General features: G+C 40.9%; 13 protein-coding genes. 7 read left to right on the forward strand and 6 right to left on the reverse strand.

Annotation, left to right across the window (positions count from 1 at the left end; translation table 11 throughout):
* The first annotated feature begins 23 nt into the window (after nucleotides 1-23).
* Together kynU and KZP23_RS07115 are read left to right on the forward strand one after the other, a co-directional pair.
* Complete coding sequence (gene kynU / locus KZP23_RS07110) at nucleotides 24-1,304, forward strand: kynureninase (RefSeq protein WP_226335400.1); 1,281 nt, start codon at nucleotides 24-26, stop codon at nucleotides 1,302-1,304.
* A 54-nt stretch (nucleotides 1,305-1,358) separates the two neighbouring features.
* On the forward strand, nucleotides 1,359-2,714 hold the full coding sequence (locus KZP23_RS07115; protein WP_226335401.1) for an FAD-dependent oxidoreductase: 1,356 nt from the start codon (nucleotides 1,359-1,361) through the stop codon (nucleotides 2,712-2,714).
* Nucleotides 2,715-2,750: 36 nt separating this feature from the next.
* Here the strand turns inward: KZP23_RS07115 and KZP23_RS07120 are convergent, their stop codons facing one another.
* Entirely contained in the window at nucleotides 2,751-3,170 is a 420-nt protein-coding gene (locus KZP23_RS07120) for a DoxX family protein (RefSeq protein WP_226335402.1), read from the reverse strand.
* Nucleotides 3,171-3,290: 120 nt separating this feature from the next.
* Nucleotides 3,291-4,193, reverse strand: a complete 903-nt coding sequence (locus KZP23_RS07125; protein ID WP_226335403.1) for a nucleotidyltransferase family protein — start codon at nucleotides 4,191-4,193, stop codon at nucleotides 3,291-3,293.
* 302 nt (nucleotides 4,194-4,495) lie between these two features.
* Here KZP23_RS07125 and KZP23_RS07130 point away from each other — a divergent pair, with 302 nt between their 5' ends.
* Nucleotides 4,496-4,834 (forward strand): P-II family nitrogen regulator, encoded by a 339-nt coding sequence (locus KZP23_RS07130; protein ID WP_226335404.1) that lies wholly within the window; start codon nucleotides 4,496-4,498, stop codon nucleotides 4,832-4,834.
* A gap of 54 nt (nucleotides 4,835-4,888) precedes the next feature.
* The gene (locus KZP23_RS07135) at nucleotides 4,889-6,121 is read left to right on the forward strand and encodes an ammonium transporter (protein ID WP_226335405.1); all 1,233 of its coding nucleotides are present in this window, start codon (nucleotides 4,889-4,891) and stop codon (nucleotides 6,119-6,121) included.
* An 87-nt stretch (nucleotides 6,122-6,208) separates the two neighbouring features.
* Here the strand turns inward: KZP23_RS07135 and hflC are convergent, their stop codons facing one another.
* From hflC to KZP23_RS07150, 3 genes are all read right to left on the reverse strand, one after another.
* Entirely contained in the window at nucleotides 6,209-7,147 is a 939-nt protein-coding gene (gene hflC / locus KZP23_RS07140) for a protease modulator HflC (RefSeq protein WP_226335406.1), read from the reverse strand.
* The gene (gene hflK / locus KZP23_RS07145) at nucleotides 7,144-8,121 is read right to left on the reverse strand and encodes an FtsH protease activity modulator HflK (protein WP_226335407.1); all 978 of its coding nucleotides are present in this window, start codon (nucleotides 8,119-8,121) and stop codon (nucleotides 7,144-7,146) included. The genes hflC and hflK overlap by 4 nt, the downstream gene beginning before the upstream one ends.
* Nucleotides 8,122-8,197: 76 nt before the next feature.
* Complete coding sequence (locus tag KZP23_RS07150; protein WP_226335408.1) at nucleotides 8,198-8,809, reverse strand: cytochrome c oxidase subunit 3; 612 nt, start codon at nucleotides 8,807-8,809, stop codon at nucleotides 8,198-8,200.
* A 216-nt stretch (nucleotides 8,810-9,025) separates the two neighbouring features.
* On the opposite strand from KZP23_RS07150, the gene mfd reads away from it, so the two are divergent.
* From mfd to KZP23_RS07165, 3 genes are all read left to right on the forward strand, one after another.
* Nucleotides 9,026-12,376: a transcription-repair coupling factor gene (gene mfd / locus KZP23_RS07155; RefSeq protein WP_226335409.1), complete on the forward strand. Its 3,351-nt coding sequence runs from the start codon at nucleotides 9,026-9,028 to the stop codon at nucleotides 12,374-12,376.
* A gap of 218 nt (nucleotides 12,377-12,594) precedes the next feature.
* On the forward strand, nucleotides 12,595-13,776 hold the full coding sequence (gene gldJ, locus KZP23_RS07160; RefSeq protein ID WP_394370979.1) for a gliding motility lipoprotein GldJ: 1,182 nt from the start codon (nucleotides 12,595-12,597) through the stop codon (nucleotides 13,774-13,776).
* A gap of 420 nt (nucleotides 13,777-14,196) precedes the next feature.
* On the forward strand, nucleotides 14,197-16,998 hold the full coding sequence (locus tag KZP23_RS07165) for a YCF48-related protein (RefSeq protein ID WP_226335411.1): 2,802 nt from the start codon (nucleotides 14,197-14,199) through the stop codon (nucleotides 16,996-16,998).
* Nucleotides 16,999-17,113: 115 nt separating this feature from the next.
* Here KZP23_RS07165 and pafA read toward each other — a convergent pair whose 3' ends face one another.
* Entirely contained in the window at nucleotides 17,114-18,739 is a 1,626-nt protein-coding gene (gene pafA / locus KZP23_RS07170; protein WP_226335412.1) for an alkaline phosphatase PafA, read from the reverse strand.
* Nucleotides 18,740-18,789 lie beyond the last annotated feature (50 nt).

Genomic DNA, 18,789 nt, shown 5'->3' on the forward strand with positions numbered 1-18,789 from the left:
AATACGAAATTTTAATCAAAACCATGATTTCTTACGAATACAGCCTTGACTTTGCCAAGAAGATGGATGCTGAAGATCCCTTAAAGGATTTTCAGGAACAGTTTCTTTTTCCCAAAATTGATGGGAAAGCAGCTATATATTTCTGTGGAAACTCATTGGGTTTGCAGCCTAAAACGGTCGAAGCATATGTGCAAAGAGAGCTTCATGCTTGGGCTGATAAGGCGGTAGATGGGCATTTTGACGGGGAGCAACCTTGGTTTTCTATTCATACTCGCGCCAAAAAGGCTTTGTCCAAAATTGTAGGTGCGCAGGAAGAAGAAGTCGTGGTAATGAATAGTTTGACCAGCAACCTTCATGCTTTGATGGTTTCCTTTTACCGACCTGAAGGCAAAAGGTTTAAAATTTTGACGGAGGCGGGAGCATTTCCTTCTGATATGTATATGTTGGAGAGCCAAGTAAAGTTTCATGGCTATTCGCCAGAGGATGCAATCATAGAAATAGCACCAAGAACTGGAGAACATACGCTCAGGACTGAGGATATTTTAGCCACTATTTCGGATCATGCAGATGAGCTTGCGTTGGTGATGATGGCAGGTCTGCAATATTATACCGGTCAGGTCTTTGATATGAAGCGCATAACCGAAGCAGGACATGGTGTTGGTGCCTTGGTGGGCTTTGATCTAGCGCACGCAGCAGGTAATTATCCATTGGCTTTACATGATTGGGAGGTGGATTTTGCTGCTTGGTGTAGCTATAAGTATTTGAACTCTGGCCCTGGAAATGTAGCAGGGATTTTTGTGCATGAGAAATTTGCTGATAATAAAGAGTTGAATCGGTTTGCAGGTTGGTGGGGTCATGAAGAGCAGGAGCGTTTCATGATGGAGAAGGGGTTCAAGCCGATGTATGGCGCTGATGGTTGGCAGACTTCCAATGGCAATGTACTGGGGATGGCTGCCCATCAAGCATCTTTGGATGTTTTTGAGCAGGCAGGAATAGACAGGTTGAGAGAAAAGAGCGTGTTGTTGACGGGGTATTTGGAATATCTGATTCAAAGAATCAATGGAGAAAGTGGGATATTGGAAATAATTACTCCTCAGGATCCAGCAGAAAGAGGCTGCCAATTGTCCTTATTGATCCATAAGGGGGGCAAGGCTGTTTTCGATGAGTTTTATAGAAATGGAATCCTTGGTGACTGGAGAAATCCAAATGTGATCAGACTTGCTCCTACACCATTGTACAACAGCTTTGAGGAAGTCTATCGTTTTGCACAGATTTTGGAACGATCTTTGGCAAAATTTACTTAAGTGAATAAATTTCAAACCTATTTTATATTAACCTATTAAACTGATTTTGAACCGATGAGGAATAATGATGTAAGCATTATTGGAGCAGGGTTGATTGGTTCTCTTTTGGGAATTTACCTGAGAAAAAAAGGACTGGATGTTAGCTTGTATGAAAAGCGTTCCGATCTCAGGGATAAAAAGAATGTTCCTGAAGGAAGGTCCATCAATATGGCCTTAAGTGACCGTGGCTGGAAAGCTTTGGATAAAATTGGCCTAAGGGAAAAAGTGGCCCCAATGGCCTTGCCCATGTACGGACGGAGTATCCATGATGAACATGGAGACACTTCCTTTTTGCCATATGGGAAGGAAAACCAGGCGATATATTCCATTTCCAGACGAGATTTCAATGAACTGTTGATCAATGAGGCGGAGAAAAGCGGAGTAAATATATTTTTTGACCATTTCTGTGAAGAGATAGATATTTCAAAAACTACTTTGAACTTTTCCTATGCAGATGGGCAGAGGATTGGAAAGGAATCGGATGTGATCATCGGTGCTGATGGTGCATACTCATCCTTGCGTGATGCTATGCAGAAGCAAACAAGGCTGAACTATAAGCAAGAGTATATTTCTCATGGGTATAAGGAATTGACGATACCGGCAACAGCCGATGGTGAGTTTGCTATGGATCCCCAAGCCTTACATATTTGGCCGCGGGGTTTATTTATGTTGATTGCTTTGCCCAATCCCGATAAGTCATTTACTTGTACGTTGTTTTTGCCCTTTGAGGGGGAAAAGGTATGTTTTGATAAAATCAATGACAAAAGTGACTTGGAAAGTGTTTTTAGAACTTTCTTTAATGATGCCTTTGAATTAATGCCGAATTTGTCAGATGAGTTTTTCAATAATCCCACAAGCTCAATGATCAATGTGGAGTGCTTCCCGTGGCAAAAAAATAAGTCTTTGTTGATCGGGGATGCTTGTCATGCCATGGTTCCATTCTTTGGACAAGGAATGAATTGTGGGTTTGAGGATTGTTTCATCCTGGATGAACTGATTGAGAAATTTGGTACTACTTCCTGGGAGCTGGTCTTTGAGAAATTCCAGAAAATCAGAAAACCCGATACAGATGCCATTAGTCAGATGGCAAGGGATAATTTTGTAGAAATGAGGGATAGTGTAGCCAATCCGAAGTTTATTATCCGTAAGAAAATAGAGGCAAAGCTGCATGAGCTTTATCCTCAAGACTGGGTACCATTGTATACGATGGTGACTTTTTCGGATATGAAATATGCCGATGCTTATGCTCAAGGGCAATTGCAGAATGAAATTATGGATAAGGTCATGAGTGATCCGGGGATTACCCATAATTATAAGAATATCAATTATGAGGAAATAATAAATTTGGTAGAGACTGCCAGAATGGTGTAAGAATAAAAAAAATCCCGGTGATCGCCGGGATTTTTTTTATCGATACCTGTTTTTCTTATTGATTTGGGCATCCATGGAGATTTTTCCAGGGCCTGTGAAGAATAATACCACGTACATTACTAGGTACAGCAGTGATTTTTCTTTTACACTAAAGGGATCTGCTCCATGTACCATAAATGCCGCTGTGGTCATGGTGAAGATAAGTGGAATAAGAACCCACCTACTCATAAAGCCAAGGGCCAAAAGGATGGCGCAGAAGAATTCCGCAAAAATGGCCAATTGTAACGAAACAGCAGGGCCTAATCCAAATGGGTCTGAAAATTTTGTGAGGTACTCACTGAAATTGGCAATTTTTGACCAGCCATGAACCATCATCATCCCTGCAGCACTTAATCTGAGGATCAAGAGAGCCAGGTTTTGAGAAATTGGGCTATGTGAGAAAAGTAATTTTTTCATTATGAAAAGCTGATTTTATTTTGCTTATAATATCAACGCGTATTTGATTAAACTATTGGGCAATGTCCAGGCTTAATACAGGGATTTGCTATTTGTGGCTTTTTATTGGTTATATTAGGCTCAGGCCCATAGGTTATCAGGATAGTCGCCCTGTTCATGTAAACTCTTAAGTGCCTGGACCACGACTGGTTTATCTTCAGGATAGGTGACACCAAACCAGGTTTTGCCTCCTTCAAGAATAGCGATATTCGCTTTCTTTTTCTCTATTAAGGCATTGGCTACGGTTGGGATATAAAATTCTGATTTAATATTGTCTTTGTTATCTGCAAGGAAATTTCTCCACAGGCTTTCTGTTTCTTCAAAGAATGAAGGATGGAAGCCCCAGCAATTCATGGAAACCGGCGTGTCTGTTGGAATTTCTAATTCTTGGTCATTTTCACGGCTAAGGATTTTGTTCCCTTCTTGGGAAATGGCCGTTCTTTCTGTCATTCCCATCAATTGCATATTACCGTTAGTTTCGCAAACCCCACGGCTGACAGTGCCGTTTTCCGATAGTACGTTTTGAATGGCATAGCCTACCATGCAGTGTAAATCCTGTTTTACACCGTTTTGAAGAAATTCACCCAAGACCTGAAAAGCTTCTTTACCGTAAAAGTCATCTGCATTAATTACTGCAAAGGGTTCCTTGATGGCATCCTTTGCACATAATACAGCATGACCAGTGCCATATGGTTTTTTTCTTTCGGCATTTCTATATTCCATAGGGACCATACTGTCCAAGGACTGAACAACAAAGTCTACGGCTATTTTTCCTTCTAGCTTAGGTAAAAAAATCTCTTTTACCAATTCCAAAATCTCTTTGCGGACAATAAAAACAACTTTCCCAAAGCCTGCTCTTATCGCGTCATATATGGAATATTCTATTATTGTTTCCCCTTTTGGGCCAAAGCCATCGATTTGCTTATTCCCTCCGTATCTGCTACCAATCCCCGCAGCAAGGATCAAAAGTGTTGGTTTATTCATGAAATTGAAAGTTTCTTGATAGTCTGGTTTGTTTTGGTGCCTAAAATTAAGACAATCTTTTAAAGTGACCATGTTGGTAGTCAAAAATTAGACCGATTTCCAAATAATGCTAAAAACCACTTGTTTATTGCCAAAACTCACGGTTATCTGAGTTTTTGGTTTTAAAAATGACTTATTTTTAATGGTTTTGTTAAAAAAAATAAAAAATATGGGTTGTAAATTAATCTGTATTATTAGATTTGTGAGCAATTCAGTTAAAAAGTGGTTAAAAAACAACCGTGTAGTTTGTCAGTATAATTAATATGAAAAAAGTAGAAGCGATTATTAGAACATCTCGATTTGAGGTGATTCACAAATGTATTGCTGCCCTGGGAGTGAAATTCCTTACTTTTTATGAAGTTAAAGGTATGGGGCTAGAGCATGCAAAGATTGAGAAGTATAGGGGAGTAGCTTATGAACCTACTTATATCCCTAGAACCAAGTTGGAAATTGTGGTTACGGAGGATCTGGTAGATTCAGTGATCAAATGTATCCTGAAAGAGGGCCGGACTGGTGAAATCGGAGATGGTAAAATCTTCGTTACTGATGTACTTGAGGCCTATAGGGTAAGAAATGAGGATAAAGGTGCGGATGCACTATAGGGTCTTATTATCATATATCTCCTTTCAAATCGTAATCAATAATTTTCCTAACAAATGAATCAAGAATTATTTACCATCAATAATGTGTGGATGATGGTGGCCACTATCCTGGTATTCATCATGCACCTTGGCTTTGCTTCACTTGAGGCAGGATTGACAAGAGCCAAAAATACCATCAACATTTTATTCAAAAATACCATTATACCTGCCATGGGGCTGTTGACCTATGCGTTTATTGGCTTTGATCTGATGTACCCTGGAGAAGCTTTTGCTGGAGGTTTCTTTGGATTGAGTGGCCTAGGCCTTAGCCTTCCAGAAGGATGGGATACTTTTGCATATAGTGAAGGTTATACTTTCTTTACTGATTTTATTTTCCAGGCCATGTTTGCCGCTACAGCAGCTACTATCGTGTCAGGAGCTGTGGCAGAAAGAATCAAATTGGGGCCATTTATCATATTTTCTACGCTTTATGTGGCGATCTGTTACCCAATCGTTGGGATGTGGAAATGGGGAGGTGGATTTTTGGATACTTTAAGTACGCCTTTTTATGATTTTGCAGGTTCTACGATCGTTCACTCTGTGGGTGGTTGGGGTGCCCTAGTTGGTGCTTATTTATTGGGTCCAAGAATTGGGAAATACACAGAAAGAGGCATGAATGCCATACCAGGTCACAATATCCCAATGGCGGTAATCGGTGTGTTTTTGCTTTGGTTCGGTTGGTTTGGATTTAATGGTGGTTCGGTTTTGAGTGCAGATCCTGGTACGGTTTCGAAGGTATTTGTCACTACTTCGATTGCGGGAGCTGCAGGTGCTTTTGGTGCTTTATTGTTCTCTTATTTGAAATTTAAGTCTTATGATATCACCATGGTGCTCAATGGTGTCCTTGCAGGGTTGGTAGGAATCACTGCTGGCGCAGACTTAATGTCTGTAGGTGAGTCCGCCATCATAGGCTTTGTAGGTGGTGCTTTGGTTGTGTTTGGTGTTGTTTTCTTTGACAAAGTTAAAGTGGATGATCCAGTAGGTGCGATTTCAGTACACCTTGTAGGAGGTATTTGGGGAACTTTGGCCGTAGGTATCTTTGGAGACCTTGCAGGCTTTTCCCAATTGATCTCACAATTGATCGGTGTGGCTGCTGTTGGTGTATTCTGTGTAGCATTTAGCTGGATTTTGTTCTATTCAATGAAAAAGACCGTGGGGATCCGTGTTCATGAGAGTGAAGAGGTGGAAGGCTTGGATATCAATGAGCACAGTATGAGGGCTTACCCTGACTTTGCGACCAAGGAATAAGATAAATAAAGAATTTACCTGACAAATAAAATAGCCATCCGATTCAGCGGATGGCTATTTTAGGTTTATAATGACCTATATTTTGTTCTATTTTATGCTGTTTAGGTATTTAAAGAAATCGCTGTCTGTCGAAAGAATGATGCTAGTGTTTTCATCAAGTGACTTTTCAAAACTTTCCATGGTTCGCAGAAATTTGTATAGTTCTACAGCCTGTCTGTTTTGATTATAAGCTGATGCATAAATCGCTGTGGCTTCAGCGTCTGCACGTCCTTTTATTTCTTCAGCTTCTTTAAATGCTTCTGATTGGATTTTGGCCAAGTCCCTTTCTTTATCACCTTGGATTTTTCTGGCTTCTCCTTGGCCTTCGGAGCGGAACTGATCGGCAATTCTATTTCGTTCACTGATCATTCGGTCATATACGCGATCACGAACTTCATTGACATAATTCATTCGTTTAAACTTGAAATCCAAAATTCTTACGCCTAAATCTGCTGTTCTTTCATTGGCTTTGGACAGGACGATTTCTTCGATTTTTTCTCGGCCTACAGAGATTTCTTCCAAGATCTCGAGCTCTTCCATGAAGTCTTCTGTCACTTCAGGATCGCGGTTGGTAGAACGAACCACATCCAATAGGTCGTGGCTGGCAATGGCATTTCGGGTTTCTCCATCCAGGATATCGTCCAGCCTGGACTGGGCGGATCTTTCATCCCTTAATCGGATAAAAAACTGTAGCGGATTGGTGATTTCCCATCTGGCGTAGGTGTCCACAAAGATAAATTTCTTGTCTTTAGTAGGTACTTGGTTACGGTCTCCATCCCATTCTAGGTACCTTTTATCAAAGAACTGGACTTTATGCAAGAAGGGAACTTTGAAGTTGAGTCCAGGACTGGTTCTGGGCTTCCCGATAGGTTTTCCAAATTGGGTGACGATGGCCTGTTTGGTTTCATCCAAGATAAAAACACTTCCATTGACCGCGATGATCAACAGAATACTGATTATGCTGTATATGATGATATTTCTGTTCATTTCTCAGTTCCTCCTTTTCTTTCCAAATTGAGTAAAGGCAAAACATTATTGCCTTTTTCATCGACAATGACCTTATTGCCCAGTTTAGGTAATACTTTTTCCATGGTTTCTAGGTAGATTCTTTGCTTGGTCACTTCTGGAGCCTTGATGTACTCCTTAAAAAGGGAGTTGAATCTTTCTGCTTCACCTTTGGATCGGTTGACCCTGTTCAGGGCAAAAGCTTCTGCAAGCTCAATGGTTTCCTGAGCCTCTCCTCTTGCTCTTGGGATGACCCGGTTATAGTCTGCTTCTGCTTGGTTGATCAGGGTTTCTCTTTCTTGCTGGGCTTCATTGACAGCATTGAAAGAAGGTTTTACAGGATCAGGTGGATTGACATCTTGTAATACGACCTGATCGATTCGGATACCGTTTTCATATTCGTCACATAATTCCTGTAAGAGTTGTTCTACACTGGTGGCGATTTCCTGTCTACCTACTGTGAGCACTTCATTGACTGTCCTGTCCCCCACGATTTTTCTCATGGCTGCTTCGGACATATCACGAAGGGTTTTGTCTGCATTTCTTACCTTAAAAAGGTATTTATAGGAATCACTGATTCTGTACTGTACTACCCATTCTACATCGGTTAAGTTAAGGTCTCCAGTTAGCATGGTGGATTCATCCAAGTATCCATCCTTTACATAATCTGATCGTTGGCTGGGATTGGTGGTTCTGAAGCCAAATTCCTGCTTAAGCTGTCTTTGTACAGGGATTTTGAAAATTTCTTCAATGCCAAATGGCAAAATGAAGTTAAGCCCTGGCTGTACGGTACGGTTGTATTTTCCCATTTGAAGCACTACGCCTTCTTCCTCAGGGCCTACCGTGTAGATGGCGCTAAATGCTGCATATATCAGGATCAGTCCTAGAATGATTTTTCTTAGGTACTTTTTGATCCAGTCCGGGTCGACATTGATCTCAAAGTTTTTATTTGCCATAAAGATGGGATTTGGTTAATTCAAAAATGAAATTCAAAAAAAATATTGGAATAAGCATAGAAAATGGTGAAAAATGCTAAAATGCCAAAGTGAATATCAGGAATAGACTGAGCCAAATAAGGTCCACATAGTGCCAATAAATAATAAACAGCCTAAATTTCATCTTGGCATAAGGGTTGGTAGTAAATACCAGGTCTTTGATGGGGTCCAGGACAGTTTGGTGGACTTCCCAAAGCAGGTATAAGGCAAAAATCAATAGCCCCATCAAATGGAAAGCATGTATCCCTGTGAGTACATAAAGGTAGCTTCCACTAGGAATGCCACTAAATTCGATGCCTTGTTCCTGTAGTTTCTCCCAGCCCCAAAGCTGGAGACTGGTAAAGGTCATGCCCAAGAAGAAAATAAGCCATAATAATCTTTCTAACTGCTTGGGATGGTCCTGTTTATAGAATTTGATCAATTTATGGGTGATAAAACTACTAACCACAAGGACTAAAGTGCTTAGCCAAAATGGTTTGGGAAGCTTATAAACCTCCAGAGGGCTGGAGTCATAAAAAGAACTTAAAAATGCGACAGACAGAAAAAGGAAAATAAGGCCACTGCCCAGCATTCCTAAATAAACCAAGGTTTGGTATGGATGTAGTCTTTCTATTTTTTTTACCCAGCTGTCTTTGATTTTTGTGCTCATGAGCTGATACTAGAATTGGACTTTAATTGCTCTATGAGATTATAACCTGAACTTATTGTAATTGGTTGCAGAAAAGCTGGCTTTGTAAAGTTGGGGATAATTCTCTTTTAGGCTAGCATTACTAAATTATTTCTGGCCGAGAGAAAAGCCAGCTTTTTCCTAACTTGCAGGTCTATAATTTGAAAAACGGAATACGACCTTTAAGACATATTCATTTTGGATAAAAAAGCATTTCTTTCCCTATATAAACAGGATTCTTATATCAGGACTGTGGCCAGTAGCATTTTCAGTGTTCAGGGTAAAAACTTTCAGTTAAAAGGACTGACTGGAAGTATGGACATGGTATTTGTGTCAGCCATGACAGAAATGGGAAGTAATTTCCATTTGATCGTTGCCCGCGATAAAGAGGAAGCGGCCTATCTAGCTGATGATCTTAAGATGCTGGTGGACGGAATCAGGCCGTTATTGTTTCCTTCATCTTATAAGCGTCCTTACCAATATGATGAGGTGGAAAATGCCAATGTGCTTTTGAGGGCAGAGATCCTCAATAAAGTGCTTGCCAAGGAAAATGAGCAGGAAATCGTGGTGACTTATCCTGAGGCACTTTATGAAAAGGTGATTAATAAAAAATCCTTGAAGGACAATACTTTTTCGGCGAAGGTGGGCGAGAAAGTAGATACGGAATTTATTGCAGAATTGCTGGCTACTTATGATTTTGAGAAAACAGATTTCGTTTACGAGCCAGGCCAGTTTGCCATTCGAGGGGGGATTATTGATGTTTTTTCCTACGCAAATGAGGAGCCATACAGGATTGAACTGTTTGGAAAAGAAATAGAGAGTATCAGGACCTTTGATGCAGAGAGTCAGCTTTCTATAGAGAACTTAGAGCAAATCAGCATCATTCCCAATGTGCAGACCAGGCTGATGCAAGAAGTAAGGCAGTCGTTTTTGGAGTTTATGCCTGAAGGGACTCAGGTTTGGATAAAGGACGTGGAAATGACCATGGATTTGCTGGATCAAGCATTTGGAAAAGCCAGTCAAAAATTTGATCAGATTGTAGGGCAGACGGGAAGTGAAAAGTTGATGTTAAAACCTGAGGCTTTGTTTGATGATGGTGCAGCATTTATGACATCCATAGCTGGGTTTAATAAATTGGAATTTGGCAATCAGTTTCATCTTCCAGAAGCTCAGGTATTCGAGTTTGATATCAAGCCTCAGCCGTCTTTCAATAAGAATTTTGATATGTTGGTGGAGAATTTGGTGGATAATGAACGGCAGGGCTTGGTGAATATCATCTGTTCAGAGAGTGAAAAGCAAGTTGAAAGATTACAAAATATTTTTCAGGAGCTAGATCCTACACTAAAGGTGCAATCATTGCCGATAAGCCTGAGGGAGGGATTTTTAGATCATTCTGTCAGGTTGGCCTGCTATACTGACCATCAGATTTTTGAGCGTTTTCACAGATATAAAAGCAATCAAAAGGCCAGTAAAACCAAGGCCCTAACCCTTAAGGAACTCAAGACCCTTCAGCCTGGAGATTATGTGGTCCATGTGGATTATGGGATAGGCCGATTTGCAGGTCTGGAAAAGGTAGAGATCAATGAAAATTTGCAGGAGGCAGTCCGTCTGGTTTTTAGAGATGATGATTTACTTTATGTGAACATCCATTCTTTGCACAAAATATCTAAATATTCTGGGCAGGAAGGAACCATGCCAAGCATGTCCAAGCTAGGATCGCCAGAATGGGAAAACAAAAAGAAGAAGGTCAAACGCAAGGTAAGGGATATCGCGAAGGATTTGATAGCCCTTTATGCCAAGCGCAGAAATGCCCCAGGCTACAAATTTTCACCTGACAGTGTATTACAGGTAGAGTTGGAAAGTTCGTTTATTTATGAGGATACTCCAGACCAAGCCAGTGCCACTGGAGATGTCAAAAATGATATGGAAAAAGCCTATCCAATGGACAGGTTGGTGTGTGGGGATGTTGGTTTTGGAAAAACGGAAGTGGCCATTCGTGCAGCTTTCAAGGCCATTAATGATCGTAAGCAAGTGGCGGTCTTGGTTCCTACCACTATTTTGGCCATGCAGCATTATCAAACCTTTAAAGAAAGACTGAAAGATTTTCCTGTGAAGGTGGATTATATTAACCGTTTCAGGACTGCCAAGCAGGTCAGGGAGATTGCTGAGCAGGTTTCAAGTGGGGAGATTGATGTTTTGGTGGGGACCCACAGGATTGTTAATAAAGACATGAAATTTAAAGACCTGGGTTTATTGATCATAGATGAGGAGCAGAAGTTTGGTGTGAAGGTGAAGGATCAGCTTAAGGAATTAAGGGTAAATGTGGATGTGCTAACGCTTACTGCGACGCCGATTCCGAGAACACTGCATTTCTCCCTAATGGGGGCAAGGGACCTTTCAGTGATTGCCACTCCACCGCCCAACAGGCAGCCTGTGACCACTGAGATCCATGCATTCAAAGAAGAAGTGATTAGAGATGCCGTTTCTCAGGAGCTTCAGCGGGGTGGCCAGGTTTTCTTTGTTCATAATAGAGTAGGTGAAATTGATTCTATTGCTAACCTGATCATGAGATTGGTTCCGGATGCCAAGGTGGTAGGCGCCCATGGGCAAATGGATGGAAAGCAGTTGGAAAAAGTGATGGTGAGCTTTATAGAAGGTGAATATGATGTGTTGGTTTCGACCAATATCATAGAATCCGGTCTGGATATTCCGAATGCCAATACCATTATTATCAATAGGGCGCATATGTTTGGCTTGAGTGACCTTCATCAAATGCGTGGCAGGGTCGGAAGAAGCAACAAAAAGGCCTATTGTTACCTATTAACTACTCCAATGTCGGGCTTGACACCAGAAGCGAGGAAGAGATTACAAACTTTGGAAGAGTTTTCTGATCTGGGAGATGGTTTTAAGGTAGCCATGCGCGATTTGGATATTCGCGGTGCGGGTAATCTTTTGGGGGCTGAGCAAAGTGGTTTTATTACAGATCTAGGCTTTGAAATGTATCATAAAATTTTGGATGAAGCGGTTCAGGAGCTGAAGGAAAATGAATTTGCTGCTTTGTTTGAAGTTGATCTTAAGGAGAAAGTAGAAGTGTTGGTACAAGACTGCGTGATCGAAACGGACATGGAACTTTTGATCCCGGAAGATTATGTAACCAATATTTCCGAACGATTGAGTTTATACTCAAAGTTGGATAATATTAAAACAGATGAGGAATTAGAAAAATTTGCTACATCCATAAAAGATCGATTTGGTCCGGTTCCTGGAGTGGTAAGTTCACTATTCGAGACGGTTCGCCTGAGATGGCTAGCGGAGAAGCTGGGGTTTGAAAAGCTGGTACTAAAAAATGGCTTGATGAAATGTTATTTTGTTCCATCCTCTAGGGAAATTTATTTTAAATCTCAGGTTTTCGGGAATATAATTCGGTTTATTCAGTCAAAGGGGAGGTATTGTAAAATAAAGGAACATAAAAATCGTTTAATTCTTACGATCAGTGGAGTCCAATCTGTAAATACAGCCAAGCAGTGGTTGACAGATATGAGACATTAAATTTTGCTTTTGTTATATCTAATACTTTATTTGTTGTGCTTTTTACTAGGTTCTTTTATATTTAAGATAAATAGGGGAAATGCGTATGGGATCATTTAAAGTATTGTGAATACTCATTGAATGATTATATATTAGTATTTAGTTTAGGTTTGGAAAAAACAACCGATCAAATGGGGATTGAAAATAAAAATTTGAAATTAGTATTGGGGGCGTTTTTAATGCTGTCAATGACACTTTTGGCCTCTTGTGCTAAAAACAATGGACCAACTTATGGTAGGAGGACCGCAGGGAATCCCGGAAAAGTCAGTGCTTCAACTGGAGCTGAGCTGAATTTTGACTTGGAGGATACTACACAATTTACTGTTGTTAGACTTAAGGATCCTGTGGTAGGACCGAAACTGAAATATATTCAAGGTGGTCGTGCTGTCTTGGGGACACAGGAGCAAGATGTAATGGCCTTCAGGGACAATGTAGAGCGAACCGTGACGGTGGCGTCTTTCTATATGGATGAAACTGAAGTAACCAATGTGGATTATAAGGAGTTTCTTTTCAATATGAGAAGCCGTGTAAGCGCAGATTCATTGAATAAGCTGGAGCCTAGAGAGGATGTTTGGTCTGAAGCATTATCTTATAATGACGTATATTCTACTTACTATTTCCGTCATCCAGGATTTAACTTTTATCCAGTAGCAGGTGTCACCTGGGCGCAAGCAAATGCCTATTCAAAGTGGAGGACAGTTTATGTAAATGAACTTTATAGACAAGAAAATGAATTGGATAGTACCATGAGCAGAAATATGCTTATTGAGCGCGGTGTGGTACTACCTAGTTACCGATTACCAAATGAGGCTGAGTGGGAATACGCCGCTAAAGCCATGATCGGAACGCAGTATTTGGATGAGAACCAAGAAAACGGTAGGATTTATCCTTGGGATGGTAGAGGAGTGAGAAATCCATATGATGTGAAAAGGAAGTCTCGCCAAGGAGATCTTTTGGCTAACTTTAAACGTGGTAGAGGTGATTATGCAGGTATTGCAGGTGGGATCACCAATGATGGAGAAATCATCCCTGCCAATGTGTATGAATTCCCTCCTAATGATTTTGGATTGTACAATATGTCCGGTAATATGAACGAATGGGTTCAGGATGTTTATAGACCATTGTCTTATGAAGATTTCGAAGACCTAAACCCATTGAGAAAGGATGGTACCCTAGATGATGCAGATTTATATGGTACTTCTTTGATTGATGATAATTACCGGGTGTATAAAGGAGGTTCCTGGAAGGATGTGGCTTATTGGCTGTCTCCTGGTACAAGGAGATTTATGCACCAAGATTCCGCTACAAACAGTATTGGCTTTAGGTGTGCGATGATTTCCGTAGGTGCAGACGACCGTTAATGGAACGAAGATATTATTGAGAATAAAGAAGGGCTGGTGTTTCATCAGCCTTTTTTCATGTGCTGGTCACATGGTGTGTTTTTGTGTCTAAGATTCTGACAGGAGATAGGTATTATAGGTGCTAGTAGATAAATGTTGATTTTTTGTAGGAAGTGGCTGGCCTTTTTCTTTTGTATCTACATGGAAAGATATAAAACGGCTTCTTTTAAGTTTTAGAGGGGATTTTAATTGAAATAAGTGACGCAAAGTAAAAAAATTATGAATTAATGTAATTGCTACTTGTTGAAGGTGAATAATTTAAGGTATGGGTAATACTGGTATCTGTTGGATTTTTTGTAAATTACTAGTAATGAAGCGTTGATATATCGCTTTTGGGGATATACTTTTACAGCATCGTTTATCAATACAGCCAATATTTGCATGAAAAAATATATACTTTTCTTTTTGGTCATCCAGCTTTTTGCCCTTCATGCCTTCTCTCAAAGTTGGCGTAGGATGTCAGGATGGGGGAATGAACTTACTGGAATCCATTGGGTAAATGATGATGTGGGGTATATTTCAGGGGATGAAATTATTTTAAAAACCATAGATGGAGGGCTGAGCTGGATAGAGCAAGAAAGTCCTGTTGATGGCAAGATGCTTGCTTTAGATTTCTTTGATAATGATATGGGGTTGATCGTTGGTGAAGGAGGTCTGGTATTCAGGACCATCGATGGTGGTGAACAGTGGAATTTGGTGGATTTAGGACAGAGTGAAAACCTAAATTCAGTCCAATACCTGACAGAAAGTAAAGTTTATCTTGCAGGGGATGCAGGAAGCGTGTTTCTGTCCACTGACAGTGGTGAAACTTGGTCCATGCAAAATATAGGTTTTACAGCTGACTTCAATGCTATGCATTTTTATAACCTGGACACAGGTTATTTGGCCACTTCAGATGCAAAAGTGCTTAGAACCGTCGATGGTGGGAACAGTTGGGCTGAAATCAATACGCCCGTCAGCGCACCATTGAATGATATTGTGTTTGTAAATGATACTACCGGTTATGCTGTGGGAGACGCGGGGACAATTTTGAAATCTATAGATGCCGGGTTGAATTGGACTTTTATCCAAAGTGGAACCGAATTTAATTATAATAGAGTTGATTTTCATGGTTCTAATCCAAATGTAGGCTTAGTGGCTGGTGAAAATGGAGTGGTTTTATACACCAATAATGCCGGGCTTACCTTTTCCCAGCGAACGAGTAGAACTGGCCAAAATATTTATGGCCTCAGCTATAAATTAGCAACGAATAATGTCTATGCTGTAGCTAATTCCGGCGTGCTGATTTCTTCAGCCAATTCCGGGAGTTCATGGTCACTTAGGATGTCAGGAAGGAACAATGACTTTACGGCGAGCCAGTTTGTGAGCGATCTTCGCGGTTATGTAGTAGGGCAGGAAGCTCTTGTGCTTTTGACAACAAATGGGGGGAGCTCCTTTACGGATAGGTCAAGGCCTTTGTCTGTACCATTTAATGATTTGGAGTTTGTGTCTGCATCATTTGGTTATGTGGTAGGCGATAATGGGACCATTTTAATCACTACCAATTCTGGTGGAGGCTGGACTGCCTTGAATCCCAATACGGAGAAGGATTTGTACGGTATACACTTTTTTGATGCCAATATAGGGTATATCGTTGGTGAAAATGGATATATCGCCAAAACGGAAAACCGAGGAGTCAATTGGACGACAATAGCAGAAGGAGGACTTTCTATTCATTATAGGGATATTGATTTCTTCGATCAGGATACAGGCTTGATCATAGGGGATCAAGGAAATATTTATCGGACAGATGGAGCGGATAATTGGCAAAAAGTAAGTTTAGAGGCTTCAGAGGATTTTACCGCATTGAAAATATTGGATGAATTGACTGTTTTGGTGGTAGGTAAATCAGGAGCCTTATATAAATCGGAAGATAAAGGGCTGAGCTGGCAAAAGATTTCATTGACCTATGCCCAGGATTTTTCAGGGATTGATTTCCTAGATGAGTCTGTCGGCTTTATTGCTGGGGAGAAAGGTCTGATTATTCAAACCATGGATCAAGGTGAAACTTGGGAACAAACCTTGACTAGCACCTATCAGGATTTTACAGATATTAGTTTTGGAGATTTGAATACGGGATATGCGGTAGGAGAAAACGGGATTTTTTATCAATATAGCTGTTTGGTTCCCTTGGAGCCGAGTGCTATTTTTGGTGAGGAAGATATTTGCTTGAGCCAACAAATTTATACTATTCAGGATGAAGTAGGGGCAGGAGTGACTTATGAATGGAGAGTAGATGGAGGAACCATTTTGGAAGGACAAGGAAGCAATAGAGTAGTAGTTCAATGGGATACTCCTGGAAGGAATGCAGTTTTGGTAAGAGGACAAAATGTCTGTGGAAATGGGCCAACTACCGGCTTGGAAGTTTTGGTTTCGGAGCAGCCTTCCCAAGTAGCTGAGGTTATAGGTGATGGGATTGCTTGTTTGGGTATGGTGCAGCCCTTTGAAGTGGATTCAATACCTGGTACTTCTTATATATGGGAAGTAAGTGGCGGTGTCATCAAAGAAGGTCAAGGTACCGCCCATATTGCAGTGGAATGGGAGAGTGAGGGTAACCAGTCCTTAAAAGTGTTTCCGAGAAACACTTGCGGTGAAGCGGTTGTTTTTGAGAAAGCCATCACTGTAAGCAAAGCACCTGCGCAGCCAGGCAGTATCAGTGGGCCTATTAAAGTGGGGCTGAAGGAGGAAATTTATGAAGTTCCTTTGGTGGTGGGCGTAAATTACCAATGGAGTACTGATGGCGGAACCATATTGGAAGGTCAGGGAACGAATCAGGTTTTGGTTTCTTGGGAAGTAGAAGGTGATTTTACTCTAAATGTTGTTCCTATGAATGCTTGTGAATCAGGGCCATCACAAAGCTTGGATGTAAACGTAGATTTGATTACTTCAATAGAAAAAGAGGGAGGAAATGGAAAGATAAATATTTATCCAAACCCATCTTCAGGAGATATCCACATTACCCTATCAGGGCTCTCTGAAGTGATGGAAATCAGTATAGTGGACCCCATGGGTAGAAATATACGGAAAATCAACCCTGATAACGGGATTTATGACTTTGATATACAGAATTTGCCAAAGGGAATGCTGGTGATAGTGGTCAAAAGCAGGCAGGGAAAGACTGTGGAAAAGCTGTGGATAAAGTAGACAATATTTGTTTCTTTTTCTCGTCGACGGATGAAAAATCAGACTAAAAAATAGCAATAAAAAGGCCTCCCAGTATCTAGTCTGGGAGGCCTTTTTCAATTAAGAAAGCTGTTTTTTAATCAGTGATCTCTAAGATTGGTTCACCACTTGCACCGTTTGGAATTCTTATATTTAGTAGCATGGATACTGTAGGGGCGATGTCCGTAATGGTACAATACCTAGAGCTGCTTCCTGCTTCCACATTCCAGCCATAAAATAAAATGGGAACGTGCGTATCATATTTATAACCAGTGCCATGGGTGGTTCCTCTTGATGAGTTGACCAGCCATGCGGGCTCTAAAATTAATAGTACATCACCTGATGACTTGTGATTGAAGCCCATTTGAAGGAGGTGTGCTCTACCTTGGGTGTATTCATGGCTCATCATATCTGAAGCAGTGTATGTTTCTTTGATACCATCAAATCGCATCATAAAATCAGCAACATCTCTTTGTACTTTTGCCAAGTCAAGCCCTTTTTCACTGATCAACTTTCTGTTAAGGAAGATTTGCTCATTGGAAGTGTTTAGAATCCAATCACCTTCGCCATATTTTTGACGAGTAAAGCCCTGGAGCTGTGTTTTGGCAAAGCCAGCGTTAAAGCTATCAGTAGGAATATCGATACTTTTCATATAATTGACTACGTCGGCCACTGCATGGTCAGCAGTAAGGAAAACTAGGTACTCTCCTTTTCCATATTCCTTATCCAAGTAGGCAAAGAATTTGTCCAGCCCTTGGTCCAATCTTAAATAGGTATCTTCGATTTCTTTGGAAGCAGGGCCAAATCGGTGTCCAACATAATCCGTAGAAGAGAAGCTTATGGCCAAAAAGTCCGTATCATCCCCTTTTCCAAGGTCCTCGCCTTCAAGGGCAGCATAGGCGAGGTCCAAAGTGAGGTCATTGCCAAAAGGAGTAGAAGAAATGAGCCCAAGACCACCATTTTTCTCTTGAAGCTCCCTAAGGTCATATGGGAAACTGGTCGTTTCTCTACCAATAAATGGTGCTTCAAAATCGTTGTCATCCTCTATGCTTTGTTTGTAGGTTTTGATGTTGTAAAGCGGCTTCCAGTCTTTTGAAAGGTATTTTTGAGGATATTTTTTCTTATTGAATTTTTCAACCCAGCTGGGGAGTTCCTCTCCATAATATGTAGAACTCATGAATTCGCCTGTCTTTCCATCATACCAATAGGCGTCTCCCAAATGTCCTGCCGGCAGGGCCGCACCACGGTCTTTAATGGCTATGCCCACCACTTTTGAACGACGGTTCGTGGATAGTTGAAGTTCGTCCGTTATGGTGGTAGTCAACATGTTTCTTGGGGAAATATTTCCGCTAGAAGCAGTCCCTCCAATCCCCGTAACCGTACTGTCACCAGCACAATACATATTGCCATCCATGCTTCTTACATACCAGCTGTTCCCAATGATGCCATGGGTGGCAGGCGTGGTACCTGTATAGACAGATGAATGTCCAGGCCCAGTATAAGTAGGGATATAATTATAGTGGCCATTTTTCATCATGAAGCCTTCATGCATCAGGCGTTTGAAACCACCTTCGGTATAACGGTCATGAAATTTGTGTAAATATTCGTAACGCATTTGGTCCACTACAATACCTACTACTAATTTTGGTTTTTTGGAATTTTGAGCAAATCCCGTGGATAAGGCAGCCAACAAAATTAAACTGGCTAAGGCAAACTTTTTCATCAGGTTTTTAGCTTTTTATGAATGAGACAAATATAGGGAATAAGGTGGTT

The organism is Echinicola marina, assembly GCF_020463795.1.
Classification (GTDB): domain Bacteria; phylum Bacteroidota; class Bacteroidia; order Cytophagales; family Cyclobacteriaceae; genus Echinicola; species Echinicola marina.